Raw genomic sequence first — 18,501 nt, forward strand, 5'->3', positions numbered from 1 at the left:
CATAGTAATGCATCCAACTAACCATCCTTTCTTCACCTCCGAATGACAGTATATCATTCGTTGATGTTGTATAATAGTTGCTGGATTTTATTTGCCTAAATCTGCTGGTTATAGTATACCACTTACAGAGGTATATCTACACACTTATCAAGACTTCGAGGAATGCTGAAAAGCACTCTTTGAATATATAGAATCCTGGTATAATCGCCAGAGGATTCACAGTGCACAATCATATTAGGGGGTCTTCTATTTGCTTTTCTCGATTACAATAGGATAGTGTGGGTGTGGAAGGCTAAAGGAGTTAAGGATTGTTAAACCACAATTCACTATATCCACGAGCGACCATAAACTTTTGATATTCCCATAAATGATTTTCATCAATTGAAATTATATCGGGAATCTCTACTGCATAATCAGGTAATAGTACAATGGTATGAGGGACATCATCATAAGGAAGTTTAAAACAGACGTTAACGAAGTCCCCATAATCACTTTTTCCAAATATTTCAATGGTTCCATTTGGAATTAGAAGGGAAAAGCTATTAGCTTATGGACAACATGTGGACATAAAGTAATTGCTATTTGGAAGTTACTTTGCTAAAATGTGAGTAGGTGTTACCATAACGGGATAGGCGGTTTGCCCTCTGACAGAGGGACTGAACCCTCTGATTACATAGAAATCTTACATTGGATTTATTCAATTGGGAAATCTGGGAAAGGAGGGCAGATGTATGAGTGACTTTGAAATGCTCTCCATCGTTTTCATGGTTCTTGGAATCATTGTAACGATTTTGATTGCATACATAAACCATACAAAAAAGTAACCGCCCGACCAAGGAATGGTTACTTTTTTAATAAGTAATTGACTTTGGACAACCGTCTATCGGTAGCACCTTTTATACTTACATACTATCAAGTATCTTAGAAAATGTCAAATTATATTATTTGCAAGATTTTTTACTGTACATATTATACGGATATACAAGTTTTCCTTTCTGACGGTTTAGGTCGCCTGTTCGAATCACGTCACTCCGATTACTGGGAAGCCAGTAAACACAAGGGTTTGCAAGCACATTGCAAACCCTTTTTCTTTGCTGTTTTGCGATTACCTAAGAATTTTACCTAAGATTTTTTTCCGTAATTAGGATAATTGATGATAGACAGTTCAAAGATTTTGAGCAAATCAATAATAAGAACTATACATCAGGTTTAAAATTATGTAGCATTAATAGAAATAGAATTATAAAAAGTGCTGTGGGAGAAAATAGAAACTCTGGAGGAATGGATGAAAAGTAATTTTCATCTAATAAATTCTTGTTGCTCTGCTCTTGACTAACTCTCAGAAAGTGCTATACTAAAAATATAGCGAGGTACCCTTAGGGGGTATATACCAAGCGCGAGGAAAGGAAGTTAGATACTATGCAAAAAGAATACTATGACATCACTGGCATGTCTTGTGCAGCTTGCGCTAACAGGGTTGAAAAAAGCGTAGCGAAGCTGCCGGGTATGGACGAAGTTTCCGTCAATTTATTAAAAAATAGTATGATGGTTTCTTACGATAAATCTACAATGGGTACGGATGAAATTGTCCAGGCTGTTGAAAAAGCAGGATATGGGGCATCGCCAAAAGTAGAGGCGGATGCAGTTAAAAAACAAAGTGCTGCGAGGCCGGCTGCGAATGAGGCGCAGAGACAATATAAAAATATGAAGAAAAGACTGGTGCTGTCTTTGATCTTCACGATTCCTCTGTTCTATATATCTATGGGGCATATGTTTAACTGGCCGCTTCCGGCCGGGCTGGTAGGGATGGAAAACGCTATGACATTTGCCTTCACTCAGTTTTTATTGCTGATTCCGATCGTATTCATCAATTTCAGCTATTACAGGAACGGGTTTAAGACATTGTTCCGCGGTGCACCCAACATGGACTCTCTGATTGCTCTGGGATCCGGAGCAGCAGTGGTTTACGGAATTTACGCAATCTTTAAGATCGGATATGGTTTGGGCCATATGGACATGGAGATGGTAGATAGTTTCATGATGGATCTTTATTTTGAGTCTGCCGGAATGATACTAACTTTGATTACCCTTGGAAAGACATTAGAAGCCAGGGCAAAAGGCAAAACTTCGGATGCAATCACAAAACTGATGGATCTTGCTCCGAAGACAGCTATTGTTGAACAGGACGGTAAAGAGGTAGAAATCCCTGTAGAACAGGTTCAGATGGGAGACACCTTGATTGTAAAAGCAGGAGTTTCAGTTCCGGTAGACGGAGTGGTTCTGGAAGGAAATTCTTCCATTGATGAATCAGCCTTAACCGGAGAGAGCATCCCTGTGGAAAAGCTTCAGGGAGACTCCGTAATTGGTGCAACAATCAATAAATCCGGATACTTAAAAATAAAGGCGATGAAGGTTGGAGACGACACTGCGTTAGCCCAAATTATACGGCTTGTGGACGAAGCCACCAGTTCCAAGGCACCTATTGCAAAGCTTGCCGATAAAGTCAGCGGTATATTTGTACCGGTTGTGATTACAATCGCTGTAATTGCTGTGATCGCATGGTTGATTGCAGGATATAGTTTTGAATTTGCTTTATCAATCGGCATTTCTGTTCTGGTCATATCCTGCCCATGTGCACTGGGGCTGGCTACCCCGACGGCAATTATGGTGGGAACCGGAAGAGGAGCATCTCACGGAATTCTGATTAAATCTGCAGAAGCATTGGAGACTGCGCATAAGGTAAACACGGTAGTCTTGGATAAGACGGGGACGATTACACAGGGTAAACCGGTGGTGACAGATTTAATTACAGCCGAAAATGTCAGCGAAACGGAACTATTACAGATGGCAGTCTCGCTGGAAAAACTCTCAGAGCATCCACTGGCAGATGCGATTGTGGAAGATGCCGATAAGAAAAATATAGCATTACTTCCGGTTTCAGAGTTTAATCAGATTGCCGGACATGGTATTACCGGAAAAATAGATGATGTAACCTGCCTTGCCGGGAACAGACGAATGATGGAAGAAAATCATATCCAGGATCAGGACCTGTTTGTGCAAGCTGATCGTATAGCAGATGATGGAAAGACACCGCTGTTCTTCACGAGCGGAGATAAGCTTCTGGGCATCATTGCGGTGGCTGATGTAGTGAAATCTACCAGTAAGCAGGCAGTTGAAGAGTTGAAATCAATGGGAACTGAAATTGTCATGCTCACAGGAGATAATAAGAAAACTGCAGAGGCAATTCGCCGCCAGGTGGGAGTTGACCGGGTAGTATCGGAAGTATTTCCACAAGACAAAGAAAAAGAAATTCGCCGTCTGCAAGGCGAAGGCAAAAAGGTAGCTATGGTAGGAGACGGAATCAATGACGCACCGGCTCTTGCAAGGGCTGATGTGGGAATTGCCATTGGAGCCGGCACCGATGTGGCCATTGAATCTGCAGATATTGTTCTGATGAAGAGTGACCTTATGGATGTTTCCACTGCAATACAGCTCAGCAAGGCTGTTATACGAAACATTAAGCAGAATCTGTTCTGGGCATTTATCTATAATATCATCGGAATTCCGATTGCAGCCGGAGTATTTTTTACGGCATTCGGTCTGAAGATGAATCCGATGCTCGGAGCACTGGCTATGAGCTTCAGCTCAGTATTCGTTGTATCGAATGCATTGCGGCTTCGTTGGTTTAAAGCAAAACATAAAGCCGCTGCAGATCATAATGAGTCCATTGCGGATAACCATATAAGCAAGGGGCAAAACAATATCCAGGAAAGCGATAATCAAAAAAATAGCCAAAACAGTAAAGGAGAAGTTGAAATGAAAAAAGTAATGAATATCGAAGGTATGTCATGCAATAACTGTGTAAAGCATGTTATTAAAGCTTTATCAGAAGTCGATGGAGTTAAGAATGTTTCCGTGAGTCTGGAGGAAAAGAAAGCGGAGGTAGAATTGTCCGGCGATGTTTCCGATGACACATTGAAAGCTGCTGTCGAAGAAGAAGGATATGAAGTTGTCGGAATTCGATAAATAAAGTTCTATAAGACATAAGCTTATTAGCTAAGCTTGAATTATAAATACACTTTGTTCCGGTTGGTGGATGTTGATACATTTGCCAGCTGGCACAAAGTGTATTTTCAATTTTTAAAGTAAAATTAGTCAATCCTGACACAGCCTAAAGCAATATTTTATTGTGACATCATAAAATGCGTGAAAAAGCCGATTTATGTAACAAAAATCAGATTTGATTGACTAACTAAAAAAGAACTTGTAAGATAGTGATATATTAGCAATTGGTGTAGCTATAACCATTTATGACAACGCTGTTGATACAGGTTAAGAGGTGAACAAAAATGCTTTTTGAAGATGAAAAAGATTATATTATGAGAATGGTTAAAGAAATGGTAAGGGTATTTTTTTCTCTGATGCTTGGGAAAAAGTATGTTTCCGTTGAACTGGAGGATAAAAATAAGTATAAAGTATCAGGAAAACCTTTAAAAGAGCTGCTGATTATGGCAGATAACGGAGAGATAAACGAGGCAGAGAATGTGGTATTAAGTGATATTGATTACAGCAATAAAAATGAAGTGGCGGCTGCAGCCCTTTTTTATCAGTATTTAAGCGAAAAGAACGATGATTTTTTAATGGAGAATAATTATTCGAAAGAAGAAGTCCTCGATGGGATTAAACAGATAATAGAAAAGTCGGGCTATAGTGATTTAGCCAACATTGATGGAATACTTTAAAAACGGGAAAGGACTGTTGGAGGTAATACTATGGGAAATTTATAAATATGGTTATTCAAATGCGGAGGCTAAGGACAAAATAGGTGCAGTTGTGTCAACTGAAATTTATGATATTCTTAAGATGGGAAAAAGAACTGTTTGACTGGCAGGATGATGACGACAGCTGCTTTCAGTGCGGAATAGGTGAGTCTCTTTTTTATGAGGGCAAAAAGGATGAAGCCTACAGGCATTATGGAAAATGGCTGGCAGAGAATCCACAAAACACCAATGGAATTAATAGCTTTTGCTGGATCCTAATTGAAAACGGAGATGTCTCCAAAGCGTATTCTGTGGTAAGAAAAGTACCTTGGGGCGTTTCTTGCTATGCAGATAATTCTGTCCTTTTCATGCGCGCAAAACAATTGGCAGAACAGGTGGGAAATCATGAGGAGAGTAAGTGGTATCAGCAGCAGTTGGACAAGTTTCAAGAATCAACCAGAAATTGGGAAATGGCTGAAGAGAAAATGATGGATATGACGTCTTGCTAAGAATATCACTAAGGATTGAAAATTTGAAAATGAAAATGATATATAGAACAAAATATGAATAATGACACAATGGACTGACTATAATATTTAACAATGATAGAATAAATTTAAAATAACCATGGGGGAGCAATATGAAGAATTCAATTGTACGCTTGTCTGAAATATCAATTCGGAACTTCAAGAATGTTAAAAAAGGACAATTATATTTCGGTAATCATAGAAAAAAATACCGCTCTAGTATCCTGGGATTATATGGTCAGAATGGTTCTGGAAAGACAGCCTTGATAGATGCGTTACAATTATTAAAATATACACTTTGTGGGAAAGCTGTGCCGGCAGAGATGGCGGATTATATCAACGTTGATGCTGAATATGCAAACCTGATATATACGTTTGATATACAAGCAATACTGGGTAAATATAAAGTCTTCTATGAGTTGAACATTCGTAAAGAAGAGGATGCTGCAGAACAGAATCTGGATATGGCAGATACCGATGAAGTACCGTCAAAAATTGTGATTTTTGATGAAGTCCTCACTTACTCTTTTGAAGGAGCAGATGAAAAGGTTAGAAAAGGTCCTTTTATAGATACGCATACAGAAAATGTATTTGTGCCGGTTTCAAAGTATGAGTGCCTTATTGGAAAAGATAAGGGTATAGGATTAGATTTACTTGTTGCAAAGAAAATGGCAGCCGGTTCATCAAGATCCTTCATCTTCTCAAGAGATTTATTAAATGCAGCGAGAAAACAGCGCGCGGAAAAGAAAAGTGACGCAGAATATATGCGACATCTGATATTGCTGGAAAGTCTGATTTTCTATGGTAACTATGAATTATTTGTCATAAATACAACAAATACAGGAATGATTAGTATGAATGCCCTTCCACTGGCTTTTAAATATGAAGAACAAAATGGCAGTACGGTCGGTCAAATGATGCTGTCTTTAGAAAGCCCCACAGTTATTCCGAAAGAAGCAGTAGAAATCGTGAAAAAAGTAATATGTGATATGAATATAGTTCTGGAACAGCTTGTTCCGGGATTAACTATAGGACTAAAGGAATCAGGAATTGAGACTTTAAAAAATGGGAAAGAAGGAACCAGAGTACAATTAATGTCTCATAAAAACAATAAGGAGATACCTTTAAAATACGAATCCGAGGGAATAAAAAAGATTATCTCCATTCTTCAATTGTTAATTGTGATTTATAATCAGCCTTCCATTACGGTTGCGATTGATGAATTAGATTCAGGTGTGTTTGAATATTTACTAGGTGAAATCCTTCGAATTATCTCTGAAAAAGGAAAAGGTCAGCTGATATTTACCTCTCATAATCTTCGGCCTTTGGAAACTCTGGATCGGGGGTTTATAGCATTTACAACAACGAATCCATCCAAAAGATATATGAGAATGAGCAATATCAAGGATAACAATAATCTGCGTGATTTCTATTTCAGGGATATAGTTCTCGGAGAACAAAGTGAGGAGGTTTACGAGCCGACAAATAATTCGGAAATCGCATTGGCGTTCAGAGAGGCTGGTGAGATAAGTGGCTCGTAAAAAAATAGTATTTGTAATTGTTGAAGGCCCATCTGATGATGAAGCATTAGGCGTTATCTTAAATCGCCTTTATGACAAAAATGTGGTTCATGTTGAGATTACGCATGGAGATATTACTTCTGAATTATCTGCTGCATCTGCCAATATTGCTGCGAAAATAGGAAATCTGATTCGGAGATATGCTAAATTAAATCATTACAAAGTGACAGATTTTCAAGAAATAATTCATCTGATCGATATGGATGGGACATATATACCCGAGGAGTGCGTTGTGGAAGATTTAAGTGCGGAAAAACCAATTTATTCAACAACAGAAATCCGTACGGCCAGACCTGTGCAGCTAATTGCGCGAAATAAAAGAAAAAGCGATAATGTTAACCGTGTTTGCCTAATGGGAAAGGTGTGGAGAGCTGTCCCATATCACGCATATTACATGTCATCAAATTTAGATCATGTTCTATATAATAAGCTTAACAGTACGGATAATGATAAAGAAAGTGATTCTTATACATTTGTTAAAAAGTATAAAGATCATCTGGACGACTTTCTGGTTTTTATTTCTGATTCTGATTTTTCTGTTTGTGGCGAGTTTAAGCAGTCATGGGATTTTATAAAAGAAGGAATGCATTCTTTGGAAAGGCATACAAATCTGGGTATATGCTTTCAAGAAATCGGACAGAAGCGCAATGAAGAAAAAGAAATAGAGGATTAACAGAACATTATTTATCACTATATTTTTATATTGACTTATGATATGATTTATTAATTAAAATATATAGGCCAAATTTAAGAATATGGAGGGCAATAGGATGAGTAGACAGAATATTGGAGTTATCGGATTGGCTGTCATGGGAAAAAATCTCGCCTTAAATATCGCAGACCACGGATACACTGTGTCGGTTTTTAACCGGAGTGGGAAGAGAACTCAGGAGCTCCTGGAAGAGAGTACTACTAACAAGATAGAGGGATATTTCTCCCTAGAAGAGTTCGTCCAATCGCTGGAACTTCCCAGAAGGATTATTTTGATGGTGAAGGCAGGAAGTGCAGTTGATGATATTATCGGACAGCTTAAGCCCTGCCTGGCCAAGGGTGATATTATTATTGACGGAGGGAATTCTTATTTTGCTGATACCATAGACAGAAGTCGGAGGCTGGAAGCCGAGAGTCTTCACTATTTCGGGGTTGGAATTTCCGGCGGCGAGGAGGGGGCGCGAAGGGGGCCGGCAATTATGCCAGGCGGCGATGCAGATGCCTATGAATCGATTGGGCAGATTCTGACAGATATTTCCGCAAAGGCAGAGGGAGAACCATGCTGCCGCTATATCGGCGGAGACGGAGCGGGTCATTTTGTGAAGATGGTTCATAACGGGATTGAATACGCAGACATGCAGCTAATCTGCGAAGCATACTCGATTCTGAAAGACGTGATGCACATGGGTCCCGCTGATTTACATGAAGTATTTAAAGAATGGAATCAAGGGGAATTGAACAGTTATCTAATTGATATCACCTCAGATATCTTTGCCAAAAAGGATCCGGATTCGGATTCTTACCTGGTGGATAGAATTTTGGATGCAGCGGGGCAGAAAGGAACGGGTAAGTGGACCGGACAGTCTGCACTGGATCTGGGGGTTCCAATTCCTACGATTACCGGAGCTGTTTTTGAACGTTACCTGTCTTCCGAAAAGGATATTCGGGTGGCTGCAGGCCAACTATATGGAGACTGTGCAAAGCCGGCACAAAGAGGAGCAGACTTTGTGGAGTCTGTGAGAAAAGCTCTTTATGCAAGCAAAATCTGCGCTTATGCTCAGGGATTCAGCCTGATGCTGGAGGCGTCCAGTCGGTATGGCTGGAAACTCGATCTCTCCAGTATCGCAAAGATATTCCGCGGAGGCTGTATTATAAGGGCCCAATTTCTAAACAAAATAGCCGAGGCCTACAGTGCTGATCCGAAGCTTACAAATCTGCTTATGGACAATTATTTTAAAACTGTAATTGAGAATTATGCTCAGGACTGGAGAGAAGTTGTGGCCACTGCTGTCACCTCAGGAATTTCAGCTCCCGGATTCTCAAGCGCACTCGCGTACTTTGACAGCTTCAGAACGGAAACCCTTCCTATGAATCTGCTGCAGGCGCAGCGGGATTATTTCGGTGCCCATACCTATCAGAGAACAGATAGAGAGGGTATTTACCATACCCAATGGTGAAGAACTATAGAAAGGGGGGATAATCTTGCACATGTATACAGAAAACAAGATGACAGGTGATATGTCGGCGCTTATGGTAATCTTTGGCGGGACGGGCGATCTGACAAACAGGAAGCTGATCCCTGCATTATATAATCTGATCTACGATCATCGGCTGCCAAAACACTTTGCGGTTGTTGCTGTCGGAAGAAGAGATATGGATCTTGAACAGTATCGAAAAGATATCTACGAACAGCTGAAAAAATATTCAAGAAATGGAATTGACCAAAAGCTTTGGGAAATGTTAAGCTGTCTTATCTACTATTTTCAATTAAACTTTACAAAACAGGCTGAATATGAAAGACTCAATGCTTTTCTCAATAAATTGGATGACACCTATGAAACCCACGGAAACAGGTTATTTTATCTTGCGGTAGCACCTGAGTTTTTTGAGACCATCGTAATGAACTTACACAAAAATAAGATGGCGGCAGAGACAAACACCTCATGGAAACGTCTTGTCATTGAAAAGCCGTTCGGAAAGGATTTGAAAACTGCCCGGCTTTTAAACGGAAAGCTCCGGGAAGTATTCCGGGAAGATGATATTTACAGAATTGATCATTATCTCGGGAAAGAGATGATTCAAAATATCATGGTGCTCAGATTCTGCAATCTGGTTTTTGAGTCACTGTGGAGCAACAAATATATCGACAATATTCAGATATCCCTTGCCGAAAAACATGGAATAGGCTCCAGAGGCGGCTATTATGAACAGTCAGGGGCAATGCGTGACATGGTCCAAAATCATCTTCTCCAGATCGTTTCACTTATTGCCATGGAAGCACCGATTAATTTAACCTCTGAGGTAATCAAAGCGGAGAAACTGAAGGTTCTCAATTCAATTGAGATTTTTTCCTCCGAATCACTGAAAAACAATGTTATCTTTGGCCAGTACGGCAAGGGTGTCATTGATGGATATCCTGTTCCGGGATACAGGGAAGAGGCTTCTGTGAAGGGGAATTCCAATACAGAGACTTTCATTGCCATGAAATTTTATATCAACAATTTAAGGTGGGCCGGCACCCCTTTCTATGTCAGAACAGGCAAACGAATGGGCGTAAATGCCGCTGAGATTGTGATTCAGTTTAAGTCTATGCCTGATATATTGTATTTCAGCAATGATACTGAACAGGAACCAAATCTGCTCGTCATCAAAATTCAGCCAAATGTTGGGGTGTTTTTTCAATTTAACACAAAAGATTTCCATACAGATAATGAGGTTATGTCTACAAAGATGGATACCAGCCATACCAGTGATGAACAGGGGAACACACCGGAAGCTTATGAGAAACTTATTCTGGATGTAATCAAGGGGGACTCTACTTTATTTTCAAGCTGGGATGAGGTGGAAGCGTCCTGGGCGATAGCAGACAGGATTATTGAATATGGGAGACAAAAAAAGCTTAAGTTCCCAAATTATGATGCCGGATCCATGGGGCCGATTCAGTCCTTCGAACTTCTGGCACGGGATAGCAGAAAGTGGTGGAATATATGAGAATACTTGATATTTCTATGCCGATTACAGAAGAAATGAATGTATATAAGGACAATCCGGCAAAAAGGCCTGTTATTACACTGGCCAGTGACTTTTCAACCGGTTCGACCCATGAGACAAAGATTGAGATGAACGTGCACACGGGTACTCATATTGACATGCCCCTTCATATATTGGAAAATGGTAAGACCATAGAAGACATGAATCTGGAAAAAGTGCTCACAAAATGCAAGGTATTTGATTTTACGCATGCAGAGGAGAAAATCTCCAAAGAACATTTAGCCGGAAAAGCCATTTCGGAAGGGGACTTCATCTTATTGAAAACGAGAAATTCATTGGTGGAAAATCCGGGCAAAAATTTTATTTATCTTGACAAATCGGGTGCAGAATATCTGGCCGGCAAAAAAGTATGCGGCGTGGGGATTGACAGCCTTGGTATAGAGCGAAGCCAGCCTGAACATGAAACCCATAAAATACTATTGTCTTCAGAGATTGTGATCCTGGAAGGACTTCTTTTGAAGGACATAGAAGAGGATGAATATTTTCTGATTGCACTGCCGATTAAAGTGGCGGGTGCAGATGGAGCGCCGGCGAGGGCAGTTTTACTCGATGGAACATATAACAGGTAGTCTTGCAGAGCAGCATGACAGATTAGAAGAAGGAGGTTGTTTTTATGTATTTATTTAAACCATTTAAGGTAAAAGATATGGAACAGCGTAACCGTGTTGTTATGCCGCCTATGTGTATGTACAGTGCTGACACTGATGGTATAGCGACAGATTTTCACTTTACACATTATACATCCCGTGCAGTTGGTGGAGTGGGACTGATCATCATGGAGGCCACCGGGGTTGTGCCTTGGGGCCGAATTTCAGATCATTGTCTTGGGCTTTGGAATGATGCACAGGCGCAGGCAATTGCTCCAATCGTCACTGCCTGCCGAAAACAGGGAGCGAAGATAGCGATTCAGCTCAATCATGCGGGCCGCAAGTGTGAGGCACAGGAAAAAACAATCTACGCGCCCAGTGCCATTCCATTTGATAAAGATTCGCCCATGCCCCGGGAAATGACGGAAGAAGACATTCATGATGTAGTCAATGCATTCCAGAGTGCGGCCAAAAGAGCAGCAGACGTTGGATTTGACGCAATTGAGATTCACGGAGCTCATGGCTATCTGATCAGTGAGTTTTTATCACCGCTGACCAACCGCCGCACAGACGGTTACGGTGGTTCAACGGAAAATCGCTGCCGTATATTGATTGAGGTGCTGCAGGCTGTGCGTCGGGTATGGCCGGAGGAAAAGCCTATTTTGCTGCGTGTATCCGCCGAGGATTACGAGCCGGAAGGTATGCATCCCCAGGAAATGGCTAAGATTATTGAACTGGTGAAGCCTTATATCGATGTGCTGGATGTGAGCACAGGTGGAGTTGTGCCGACACCGCCGACAGCAATCTATCCTGGGTATCAGGTAAAAGTCGCAGAAGAATTGAAAGGGTCCACCGGAATACCGACCATTACAGTTGGCTTGATTATGGAACCTCACCAGGTGGAAGAGATACTTGGCCAAGAAAGCGCAGATCTTGTGGCTCTGGGGCGGGAGCTTCTGCGGGATCCGTACTGGGTCCTGCATACAGCTCGGGAGATGGACGTCGAATATCTGTGGCCCGAGCAGTACGTGCGAGGGTTTGATGCGCGAAAGTAGATGGTAAGGGGGAAAATGCTTATGAATTACCATCATGATCCAAAAAGATATTGGGAAAGTTTTTAATGCCGAGTGAAGCAAGTGCTCTTAATGTTGGAAACAGAAAATGCCGGGTTTCTTTGTCCATTTTTGCCGCCGCCTGTGCCACTGCCGGGAACGTTGTCTGCCAGCCTGTTTTAAATTCATCAAAGGTTGATAAATCTGTGGATTTTAAAATAGTATAAAGAGAGTCTACAAAAAGTCCTCTTTCTTCTTCGGAAAGCTGTTCAATCCAACGGTTCAATGTTTGATCTGTGTAGCGTGCACCGGCACTTAGATGGCGCAGGTATTGAAAATCATTGTTATTTACAATCCATAAAAAGGGATTGTGCTGCAGCAAAGAAATCCCATATGTTCCGATTGTGCAAGATATTTATGGCATTAATCTGTAGTTCACAAATTTTTCACAAAATTGTTAGCACTCGAACTTGACGAGTGCTAAAACTGGTGCTATATTATATATAGAACAAAGGGGACGGAAGAAATAAGAACCTCCGGCCACCGGTTCCAGGTAACAATGTTGACATCAATATTCATTCGGAAGTACCGGATGGTAAATTTGGAAGGAGAGATGATTTATGTTGATGCCTAGTATTTTTGGAGAAAACTTTATGGAAGATTTCTTTGGATTTCCGGGAAGATATTTCGGAAGAACTTTTAACACAAGCAGAATGATGCAGACCGATGTTGCAGAGACAGACGGTGGTTATGAGGTGACTATGGACCTTCCAGGATTTAAGAAGGAAGATGTGAAGGCCGAGTTGAAAGACGGATACCTTACCATCACAGCAAATGCAAATAAGAATAATGATGAGAAAGATAAAGACGGCAAATATATCAGAAGAGAAAGATACAGTGGAACCTGCAGCAGAAGTTTTTATGTAGGAGAGAATGTATCTCAGGAAGAAATCAAGGCAAAATTTGAGAATGGTACGTTGAAATTGAGTATCCCGAAGGATGAGAAGCCTGAAGTAGAAGAATCAAAATGTATCTCCATTGAGGGATAATCAGATTGACTTTCCTGCAGCAACACGGGATCCTGCCACAAGGGGCCGCAGGATCCCCCGTAGGGAAATCAGAAAAACCCCGTTTAATTATAGATTGTTATAGTTCCTATGCAATGAGAGACGCAGCTGAAGTTTGTCAGTCGTCTCTCTTTTTAAATATATTAATTTGGCGAGAGCCAAACAGGGAGAAAACCTATGATTTTCGAGCTGACTGGTTCTGAAACATTATTTTTCCCATATGGGAGGTGAGAAGTTATGGCAGCAAAAAGAGATTATTATGATATACTAGGGGTGGGGAAAAATGCAGATGCCGCTGCAATCAAAAAGGCATACCGAAAACTTGCCAAGAAATATCATCCGGATACAAATGCAGGCAATGCAGATGCAAAGAAAAAATTTGAAGAAGTCGGTGAGGCGTATGACGTTTTAAGTGATCCTGAAAAGAAAAAACTGTATGATCGGTTCGGACATGCGGCCTTTGAAGCTGGTGCAGGTACAGGGGGCACTTATGGTGGAAATCCTTACAGTAGTCCTGATGGGAGTACAACATATACTGATAGTGGAAACGGCTGGAGAGAATATCACTTCGAAGGCGGAAATATGGATGATTTGTTTGGCGACTTATTCGGCAATATGTTCCATGGGAATAAAACTCAGAGTTCCGGTCCAAAATCCTCCAGGAAAAGTGTTTTTTATGGCAGCGGATTTAGCGATGGGTTCTCGGGAGGGTTTGCCGGAAAAGGCGAAGATCTGAGATCAGAAATCTCTGTCGGTTTTGATGAAGCTGTGTTTGGTTGTGATAAAATGATTACTTTTCAAGATCCAAAAGTTCCCGGGGGCAGGCAATCTCTTCGCGTACACATTCCGGCCGGAATTGACACAGGACAAAGCGTTCGGCTTCGGGGTAAGGGAATGCCCGGGGGTGGAGGAGAACCCGGGGACTTATTTTTGAAGGTCAAAGTGGAAGCAAAACCGGGATATGAAAGAAAAGGTCTGGATGTTTATACAACGGCTAATATCCCGTATACGACGGCAGTATTGGGCGGTGAGACAAGGGTTCATACTCTGTACGGAGATGTAAGCTGCAGAATCCGTGAAGGTACACAGTCGGGAAGTAAAGTGCGGCTGAGAGGAAAAGGAATAGTTTCAATGAAGAACCCGGCAGTGCGTGGAGACCAGTATGTGACCATACAGATTCAGGTTCCAAAGAAATTAACACCGGAAGCAAAAAGGAAATTGATGGAATATAAAGAGGTATGCTGATATATAAAGCGGAGGGCCGGGAAAATGAAAAATAGAAATTTGGTATTTGATTTTACGCATAGTTATCCAATACAATTAAAAGATCAGGACAGTTTTATAAGACTCGATTGTTCAAATATGGAAGGCTGTGCGCTGTATTGTTCTGCTTCGGCAGAGGCACAGCTCAAAGGAATGATTCATTCCTATGGCATCTCCGGAATCCATTTTATTGATTCTGGTGATTATCATTATATTACCAGACTCATGACAGATTATATAGAGGAGCCATTTTCTCTGGTGCTCATAGACCACCATACGGACATGCAGAGACCATTGACAGAAGGTTTGACCAGCTGCGGTAACTGGGCGAGAGAGGTGCTGGAGAACAATTCCTATCTGCAGCAGCTGGTTTTGCTGGGGCAGGAACAGCTTTACATCGACGAATTAGATGTACCTAATAAAGAAAAAATCATCCCGATAAGTTATGAAAAACTTGAGACAGGGCAGGCAAAAGAATATTTTGAAGAAATACGAAAAGACGTGCCTGTCTATTTGTCCATAGACAAGGATGTGCTCACCAGGAGATTTGCAGTGACAAACTGGGATCAGGGAGAAATGACAGTGGATATGCTGAAACACATGCTGAAGTTTCTTTTAATCGAATGTGAAATGATTGGGATAGATATATGCGGTGAATACCCAAGTGCTGATATTGTACCGGCATTTATAGAAGCTGAAAGAATTAACAATGGGACAAATGAAGAGTTGTATGCATATATTATGAATCTGCTGAGGAGAAAAAAATAGGTTAATGATTACAGAATATAGGATAAAAAACAAAGAAGAAGAAATTTTGATACCGGTGAAGCGTTCTGCCAGAAAGAGTGTCGGCCTGGAAGTGAAACAATCAGGAGAAGTGATAGCACGTATTCCTCAGGGATTGTCTGACAGTGATTTAAAGATATTTATACAGACTCATCAAAAGTGGATTATTGATAAATTGGAACTCATTGCTCAGCGGAGCAGGGACGGGCTAACAGTATCGGTACCGCCCCCGGAGGAACTTACGGCGGAAGAAATTGAGAGTATAAAAAGTAAGATTGCCGGCCGGGTGCAGTACTACGGAAGAATTATGAGCGTAACATGGGGACGTATCACGATACGGAACCAGAAAACCAGGTGGGGGAGTTGCAGTGCAAAGGGAAATCTGAATTTCAACTATAAGCTCTGCTATCTGTCTTTGGAGCTGCTGGATTATGTAGTGGTGCATGAGCTGGCACACCGGAAACATATGAATCATTCATCGGAGTTCTGGCATGAAGTAGAATATTATTATCCAAATTACAAAGAATGCAGGAAGAGGCTGAAACAAGTCAGGCTGTGAGAGGGCAGGAATCCCCTCCCACCATCAATTAAGATGTTCTTTACTCCAGGATTTAACAACATCTATAAATTTAGAAGTAGCCAGCATGGGCTCTGCATTTTTTGAATATGCAACACCTAATACTCGTGAGTAATGTTCTGTAAAAGAACGGACACAAACATCAAATGATGTATTATGAAGCAGCAATTTGGGAAGAATTGTTATGCCAAATCCCTGTTCCACCATCTTCAAAGTAGCAAAATCCTCATTTAAACGATAACGAGTTCTAGGGGTAAGGTTATTCAATTCAAAGATTTCCCCGGTCTCATAATTCAATCCATCAGAGGAGAGAACAAAGTTCTCGTTGTTAATATCTGACAAGCTTACTGCAACTTTTTCTGAAAGTGGATGGTTTTTTGGTGTTACAAGCATTAATTCGTCTTTTCCCATCGGATAAAAAGGCAGGTTAGGGACAGAATATTTTGAAACAAAAACACAGTCCAACTCGTTAGTATGAATTTTCTCCTCCAATTCTTTAAATCCCTCTACTGTCATTTCAAATTGAATATTAGGATATAAACTGGAAAATTCTTTTAAAATGCCGGGAAGCCAGTGATAAGATATACTTAGAATTGCTCCGAGTTGCAACACAAGATTTGGTCACTGCACGTGAAATTTATGATAAAGCCTTGGAAGCTGGTGTTGGGGTAAGCTGGCATTAATGAATATGGTGTGTAGACTGATTTATTATATAATTTAAAAGACAGGGACAGAGCTTATTACAAATGGCACTGTCCCTGCGTTTTTAGTTAATCATTACTGCCTGCTTTTTCCGATTGTATTCTTTTAGCGTTGATTTCTTTCCAAAGTTCTACGTCAACGCCTTTCCATGAAAGTTTGTCAGGATTGTAGTAAGGATCCTGGCCGGCTTTCATTTGCTCCACATAATCTTTGTACAAAGCGATACATTTTGGGAATAACATTATGACAACTAACATATTAACCCATGTGGTTGTACCAAGTGCAAGGTCTGAAAGGTTCCAGGCGGTGTTAGATTCAATGATACCCCAGAAGAATACAAGAACAGGTATACCAAACTGGAAAGTTCTTGTTATTACTTTACGGATCTTCTGCTGCTCAGGTTTCTGGAATAAGTACATCGCTGAGGTTTCTGCCTCATAATAGTAGCTGATTAAGCATGTGAACGAAAATAATAACAGCATAACTGCAACAAATATATTCCCAAATCTTCCAAGAACTGTAGATACTGCAGCCTGTACATAGACAACACCACCAGGAACCTCAGCCCCTATACCGCTGCCATGATAACCGGCTGTTGTATTAAAGGTATCAGTTAAAAGAATCAAAAGCCCTGAAGCTGTACATACAACAACGGTATCCAGCCATACGCCTGCAGCATTTGACAATCCTTGTTTAATTGGATGGCTTGTTTCAGCGGCAGCGGCTGTCGGAGTTGATTCACCCATTCCGGATGCAGATGAGAATGTACCTCTCTTAATACCTTGTTGAATAGCTGCACCTATACTTGCACCAAACACAGCGTTAATTCCAAATGCTGAAGTTACAACATTAGAAATCAAAGCAGGAATCTTTGTAATGTTAAACACTATTACTATAAGAGTAACGGTTAAGTAAATAACAGTCATAAATGGGACTATCTTAGAAGCTACGGAGCTGATTCGTTTGATTCCGCCGAAAACTGTTATGAAAAGCAATACTGCGATAACAGCAGAAGTGACTGCCATTGGAATACCTGTTGCTTCACGGAACGCATCTGAAATTGTATATGTAGCAGCAGCCGGCATAAATACAGCACAGGCTACACCAAATATCACTGCCATGAATGTTCCATATGGTTTCCACCCAAGACCACGCTCTGCACAATAAGCGCCGCCGCCACGGTATGCACCGTCGACACGGGTTTTATAAAGCTGGCCAAGTGTACACTCAGAAAAACAAACTGCGGAGTTTGTCATACCTATAAGTATCATCCAGAACAATGCGCCTGGTCCCCCCATATAAATCGCAACAGCAACACCAACTATATTACCTGTACCGATACGCATAGACATTGTAGTACAGAAAGATGCAAAGGCAGAAATTCCTGATTCAGAATCACCTTTTTCAAAAATACGTTTCCACATGTCTTTAAAACGAACAAACTGGAAAAACCTCAATCTTATTGAAAAATAAATACCTGCACCCGCAATAAGCACGAGCATGCCAGGGCCCCAAATGTAGTTATTTGCCCAACTGGCAAAGTTATTCAAAAAACCTGTCATAAAAACCTCCTCTCATTTAAATAATCTCTCATTTCGGAATCTTTAAGTTGGTAAAACAAAGGCTTTCAGATTCCACTGTTACACATTAACACCTGTTAATATTTTATCATTATACCAGCAATAATGCCGCGAGACAACTGTTTTATTTACTTGAGTTTCCGCAGTTTTATCCACATAGACCTGAATTAAACCATGTCTTTATAAACAACTTTCAAAAAATGCCCCAAATATAAGGAATCTGATTCCTTTTTGATGTAAAATTAAGCTATCAAAGAA

The 18,501-nt window shown here is 40.8% G+C and carries 16 protein-coding genes; 13 read left to right on the top strand and 3 right to left on the bottom strand.

Annotated features, from left to right (window positions below):
* Positions 1 to 1,419: 1,419 nt before the first annotated feature.
* The 9 genes from BN3456_RS01555 (at position 1,420) to namA (ending at position 12,271) form a co-directional block, all read left to right on the top strand.
* Positions 1,420 to 4,026 carry a heavy metal translocating P-type ATPase gene (locus BN3456_RS01555; RefSeq protein WP_089982301.1) on the top strand — a complete coding sequence of 869 codons (2,607 nt, stop codon included), beginning with the start codon at positions 1,420 to 1,422 and terminating at the stop codon, positions 4,024 to 4,026.
* Between the two features lie 323 nt (positions 4,027 to 4,349).
* Positions 4,350 to 4,742, top strand: a complete 393-nt coding sequence (locus tag BN3456_RS01560; protein WP_089982303.1) for a DUF6483 family protein — start codon at positions 4,350 to 4,352, stop codon at positions 4,740 to 4,742.
* Between the two features lie 83 nt (positions 4,743 to 4,825).
* On the top strand, positions 4,826 to 5,269 hold the full coding sequence (locus BN3456_RS01565) for a tetratricopeptide repeat protein (protein WP_089982304.1): 444 nt from the start codon (positions 4,826 to 4,828) through the stop codon (positions 5,267 to 5,269).
* Between the two features lie 131 nt (positions 5,270 to 5,400).
* The gene (locus BN3456_RS01570; RefSeq protein ID WP_089982306.1) at positions 5,401 to 6,828 is read left to right on the top strand and encodes an AAA family ATPase; all 1,428 of its coding nucleotides are present in this window, start codon (positions 5,401 to 5,403) and stop codon (positions 6,826 to 6,828) included.
* Complete coding sequence (locus tag BN3456_RS01575; RefSeq protein WP_089982307.1) at positions 6,818 to 7,540, top strand: hypothetical protein; 723 nt, start codon at positions 6,818 to 6,820, stop codon at positions 7,538 to 7,540. The genes BN3456_RS01570 and BN3456_RS01575 overlap by 11 nt, the downstream gene beginning before the upstream one ends.
* A gap of 97 nt (positions 7,541 to 7,637) precedes the next feature.
* Positions 7,638 to 9,035, top strand: a complete 1,398-nt coding sequence (gene gndA, locus BN3456_RS01580; RefSeq protein WP_089982309.1) for an NADP-dependent phosphogluconate dehydrogenase — start codon at positions 7,638 to 7,640, stop codon at positions 9,033 to 9,035.
* A 31-nt stretch (positions 9,036 to 9,066) separates the two neighbouring features.
* On the top strand, positions 9,067 to 10,569 hold the full coding sequence (gene zwf, locus BN3456_RS01585; protein WP_207644080.1) for a glucose-6-phosphate dehydrogenase: 1,503 nt from the start codon (positions 9,067 to 9,069) through the stop codon (positions 10,567 to 10,569).
* A complete protein-coding gene (locus tag BN3456_RS01590; protein ID WP_089982310.1) occupies positions 10,566 to 11,198 on the top strand; it encodes a cyclase family protein in 633 nt (210 codons plus the stop codon). Before zwf ends, BN3456_RS01590 begins: the two co-directional genes overlap by 4 nt.
* A 44-nt stretch (positions 11,199 to 11,242) precedes the next feature.
* Complete coding sequence (gene namA, locus BN3456_RS01595) at positions 11,243 to 12,271, top strand: NADPH dehydrogenase NamA (RefSeq protein WP_089982312.1); 1,029 nt, start codon at positions 11,243 to 11,245, stop codon at positions 12,269 to 12,271.
* Positions 12,272 to 12,290: 19 nt separating this feature from the next.
* Here namA and BN3456_RS01600 read toward each other — a convergent pair whose 3' ends face one another.
* Complete coding sequence (locus BN3456_RS01600) at positions 12,291 to 12,650, bottom strand: Mbeg1-like protein (RefSeq protein ID WP_176699071.1); 360 nt, start codon at positions 12,648 to 12,650, stop codon at positions 12,291 to 12,293.
* A gap of 238 nt (positions 12,651 to 12,888) precedes the next feature.
* Between BN3456_RS01600 and BN3456_RS01605 the strand changes: the two genes are divergently transcribed.
* From BN3456_RS01605 to BN3456_RS01620, 4 genes are all read left to right on the top strand, one after another.
* Positions 12,889 to 13,317 (top strand): Hsp20/alpha crystallin family protein, encoded by a 429-nt coding sequence (locus BN3456_RS01605; protein WP_089982316.1) that lies wholly within the window; start codon positions 12,889 to 12,891, stop codon positions 13,315 to 13,317.
* 255 nt (positions 13,318 to 13,572) lie between these two features.
* Positions 13,573 to 14,580: a DnaJ C-terminal domain-containing protein gene (locus tag BN3456_RS01610; RefSeq protein ID WP_089982318.1), complete on the top strand. Its 1,008-nt coding sequence runs from the start codon at positions 13,573 to 13,575 to the stop codon at positions 14,578 to 14,580.
* Positions 14,581 to 14,604: 24 nt separating this feature from the next.
* Positions 14,605 to 15,366: an arginase family protein gene (locus tag BN3456_RS01615; protein ID WP_089982320.1), complete on the top strand. Its 762-nt coding sequence runs from the start codon at positions 14,605 to 14,607 to the stop codon at positions 15,364 to 15,366.
* 4 nt (positions 15,367 to 15,370) lie between these two features.
* Positions 15,371 to 15,943: a M48 family metallopeptidase gene (locus BN3456_RS01620; protein ID WP_089982321.1), complete on the top strand. Its 573-nt coding sequence runs from the start codon at positions 15,371 to 15,373 to the stop codon at positions 15,941 to 15,943.
* 24 nt (positions 15,944 to 15,967) lie between these two features.
* Here BN3456_RS01620 and BN3456_RS01625 read toward each other — a convergent pair whose 3' ends face one another.
* Together BN3456_RS01625 and BN3456_RS01630 are read right to left on the bottom strand one after the other, a co-directional pair.
* Positions 15,968 to 16,573, bottom strand: coding sequence for a LysR family transcriptional regulator substrate-binding protein (locus tag BN3456_RS01625; protein WP_089982323.1), 606 nt, complete (start codon positions 16,571 to 16,573; stop codon positions 15,968 to 15,970).
* 158 nt (positions 16,574 to 16,731) lie between these two features.
* A complete protein-coding gene (locus BN3456_RS01630; protein ID WP_089982325.1) occupies positions 16,732 to 18,225 on the bottom strand; it encodes an alanine/glycine:cation symporter family protein in 1,494 nt (497 codons plus the stop codon).
* Positions 18,226 to 18,501 lie beyond the last annotated feature (276 nt).

It is taken from the genome of Clostridium sp. C105KSO13 (assembly GCF_001517425.1).
GTDB lineage: Bacteria > Bacillota > Clostridia > Lachnospirales > Lachnospiraceae > Muricomes.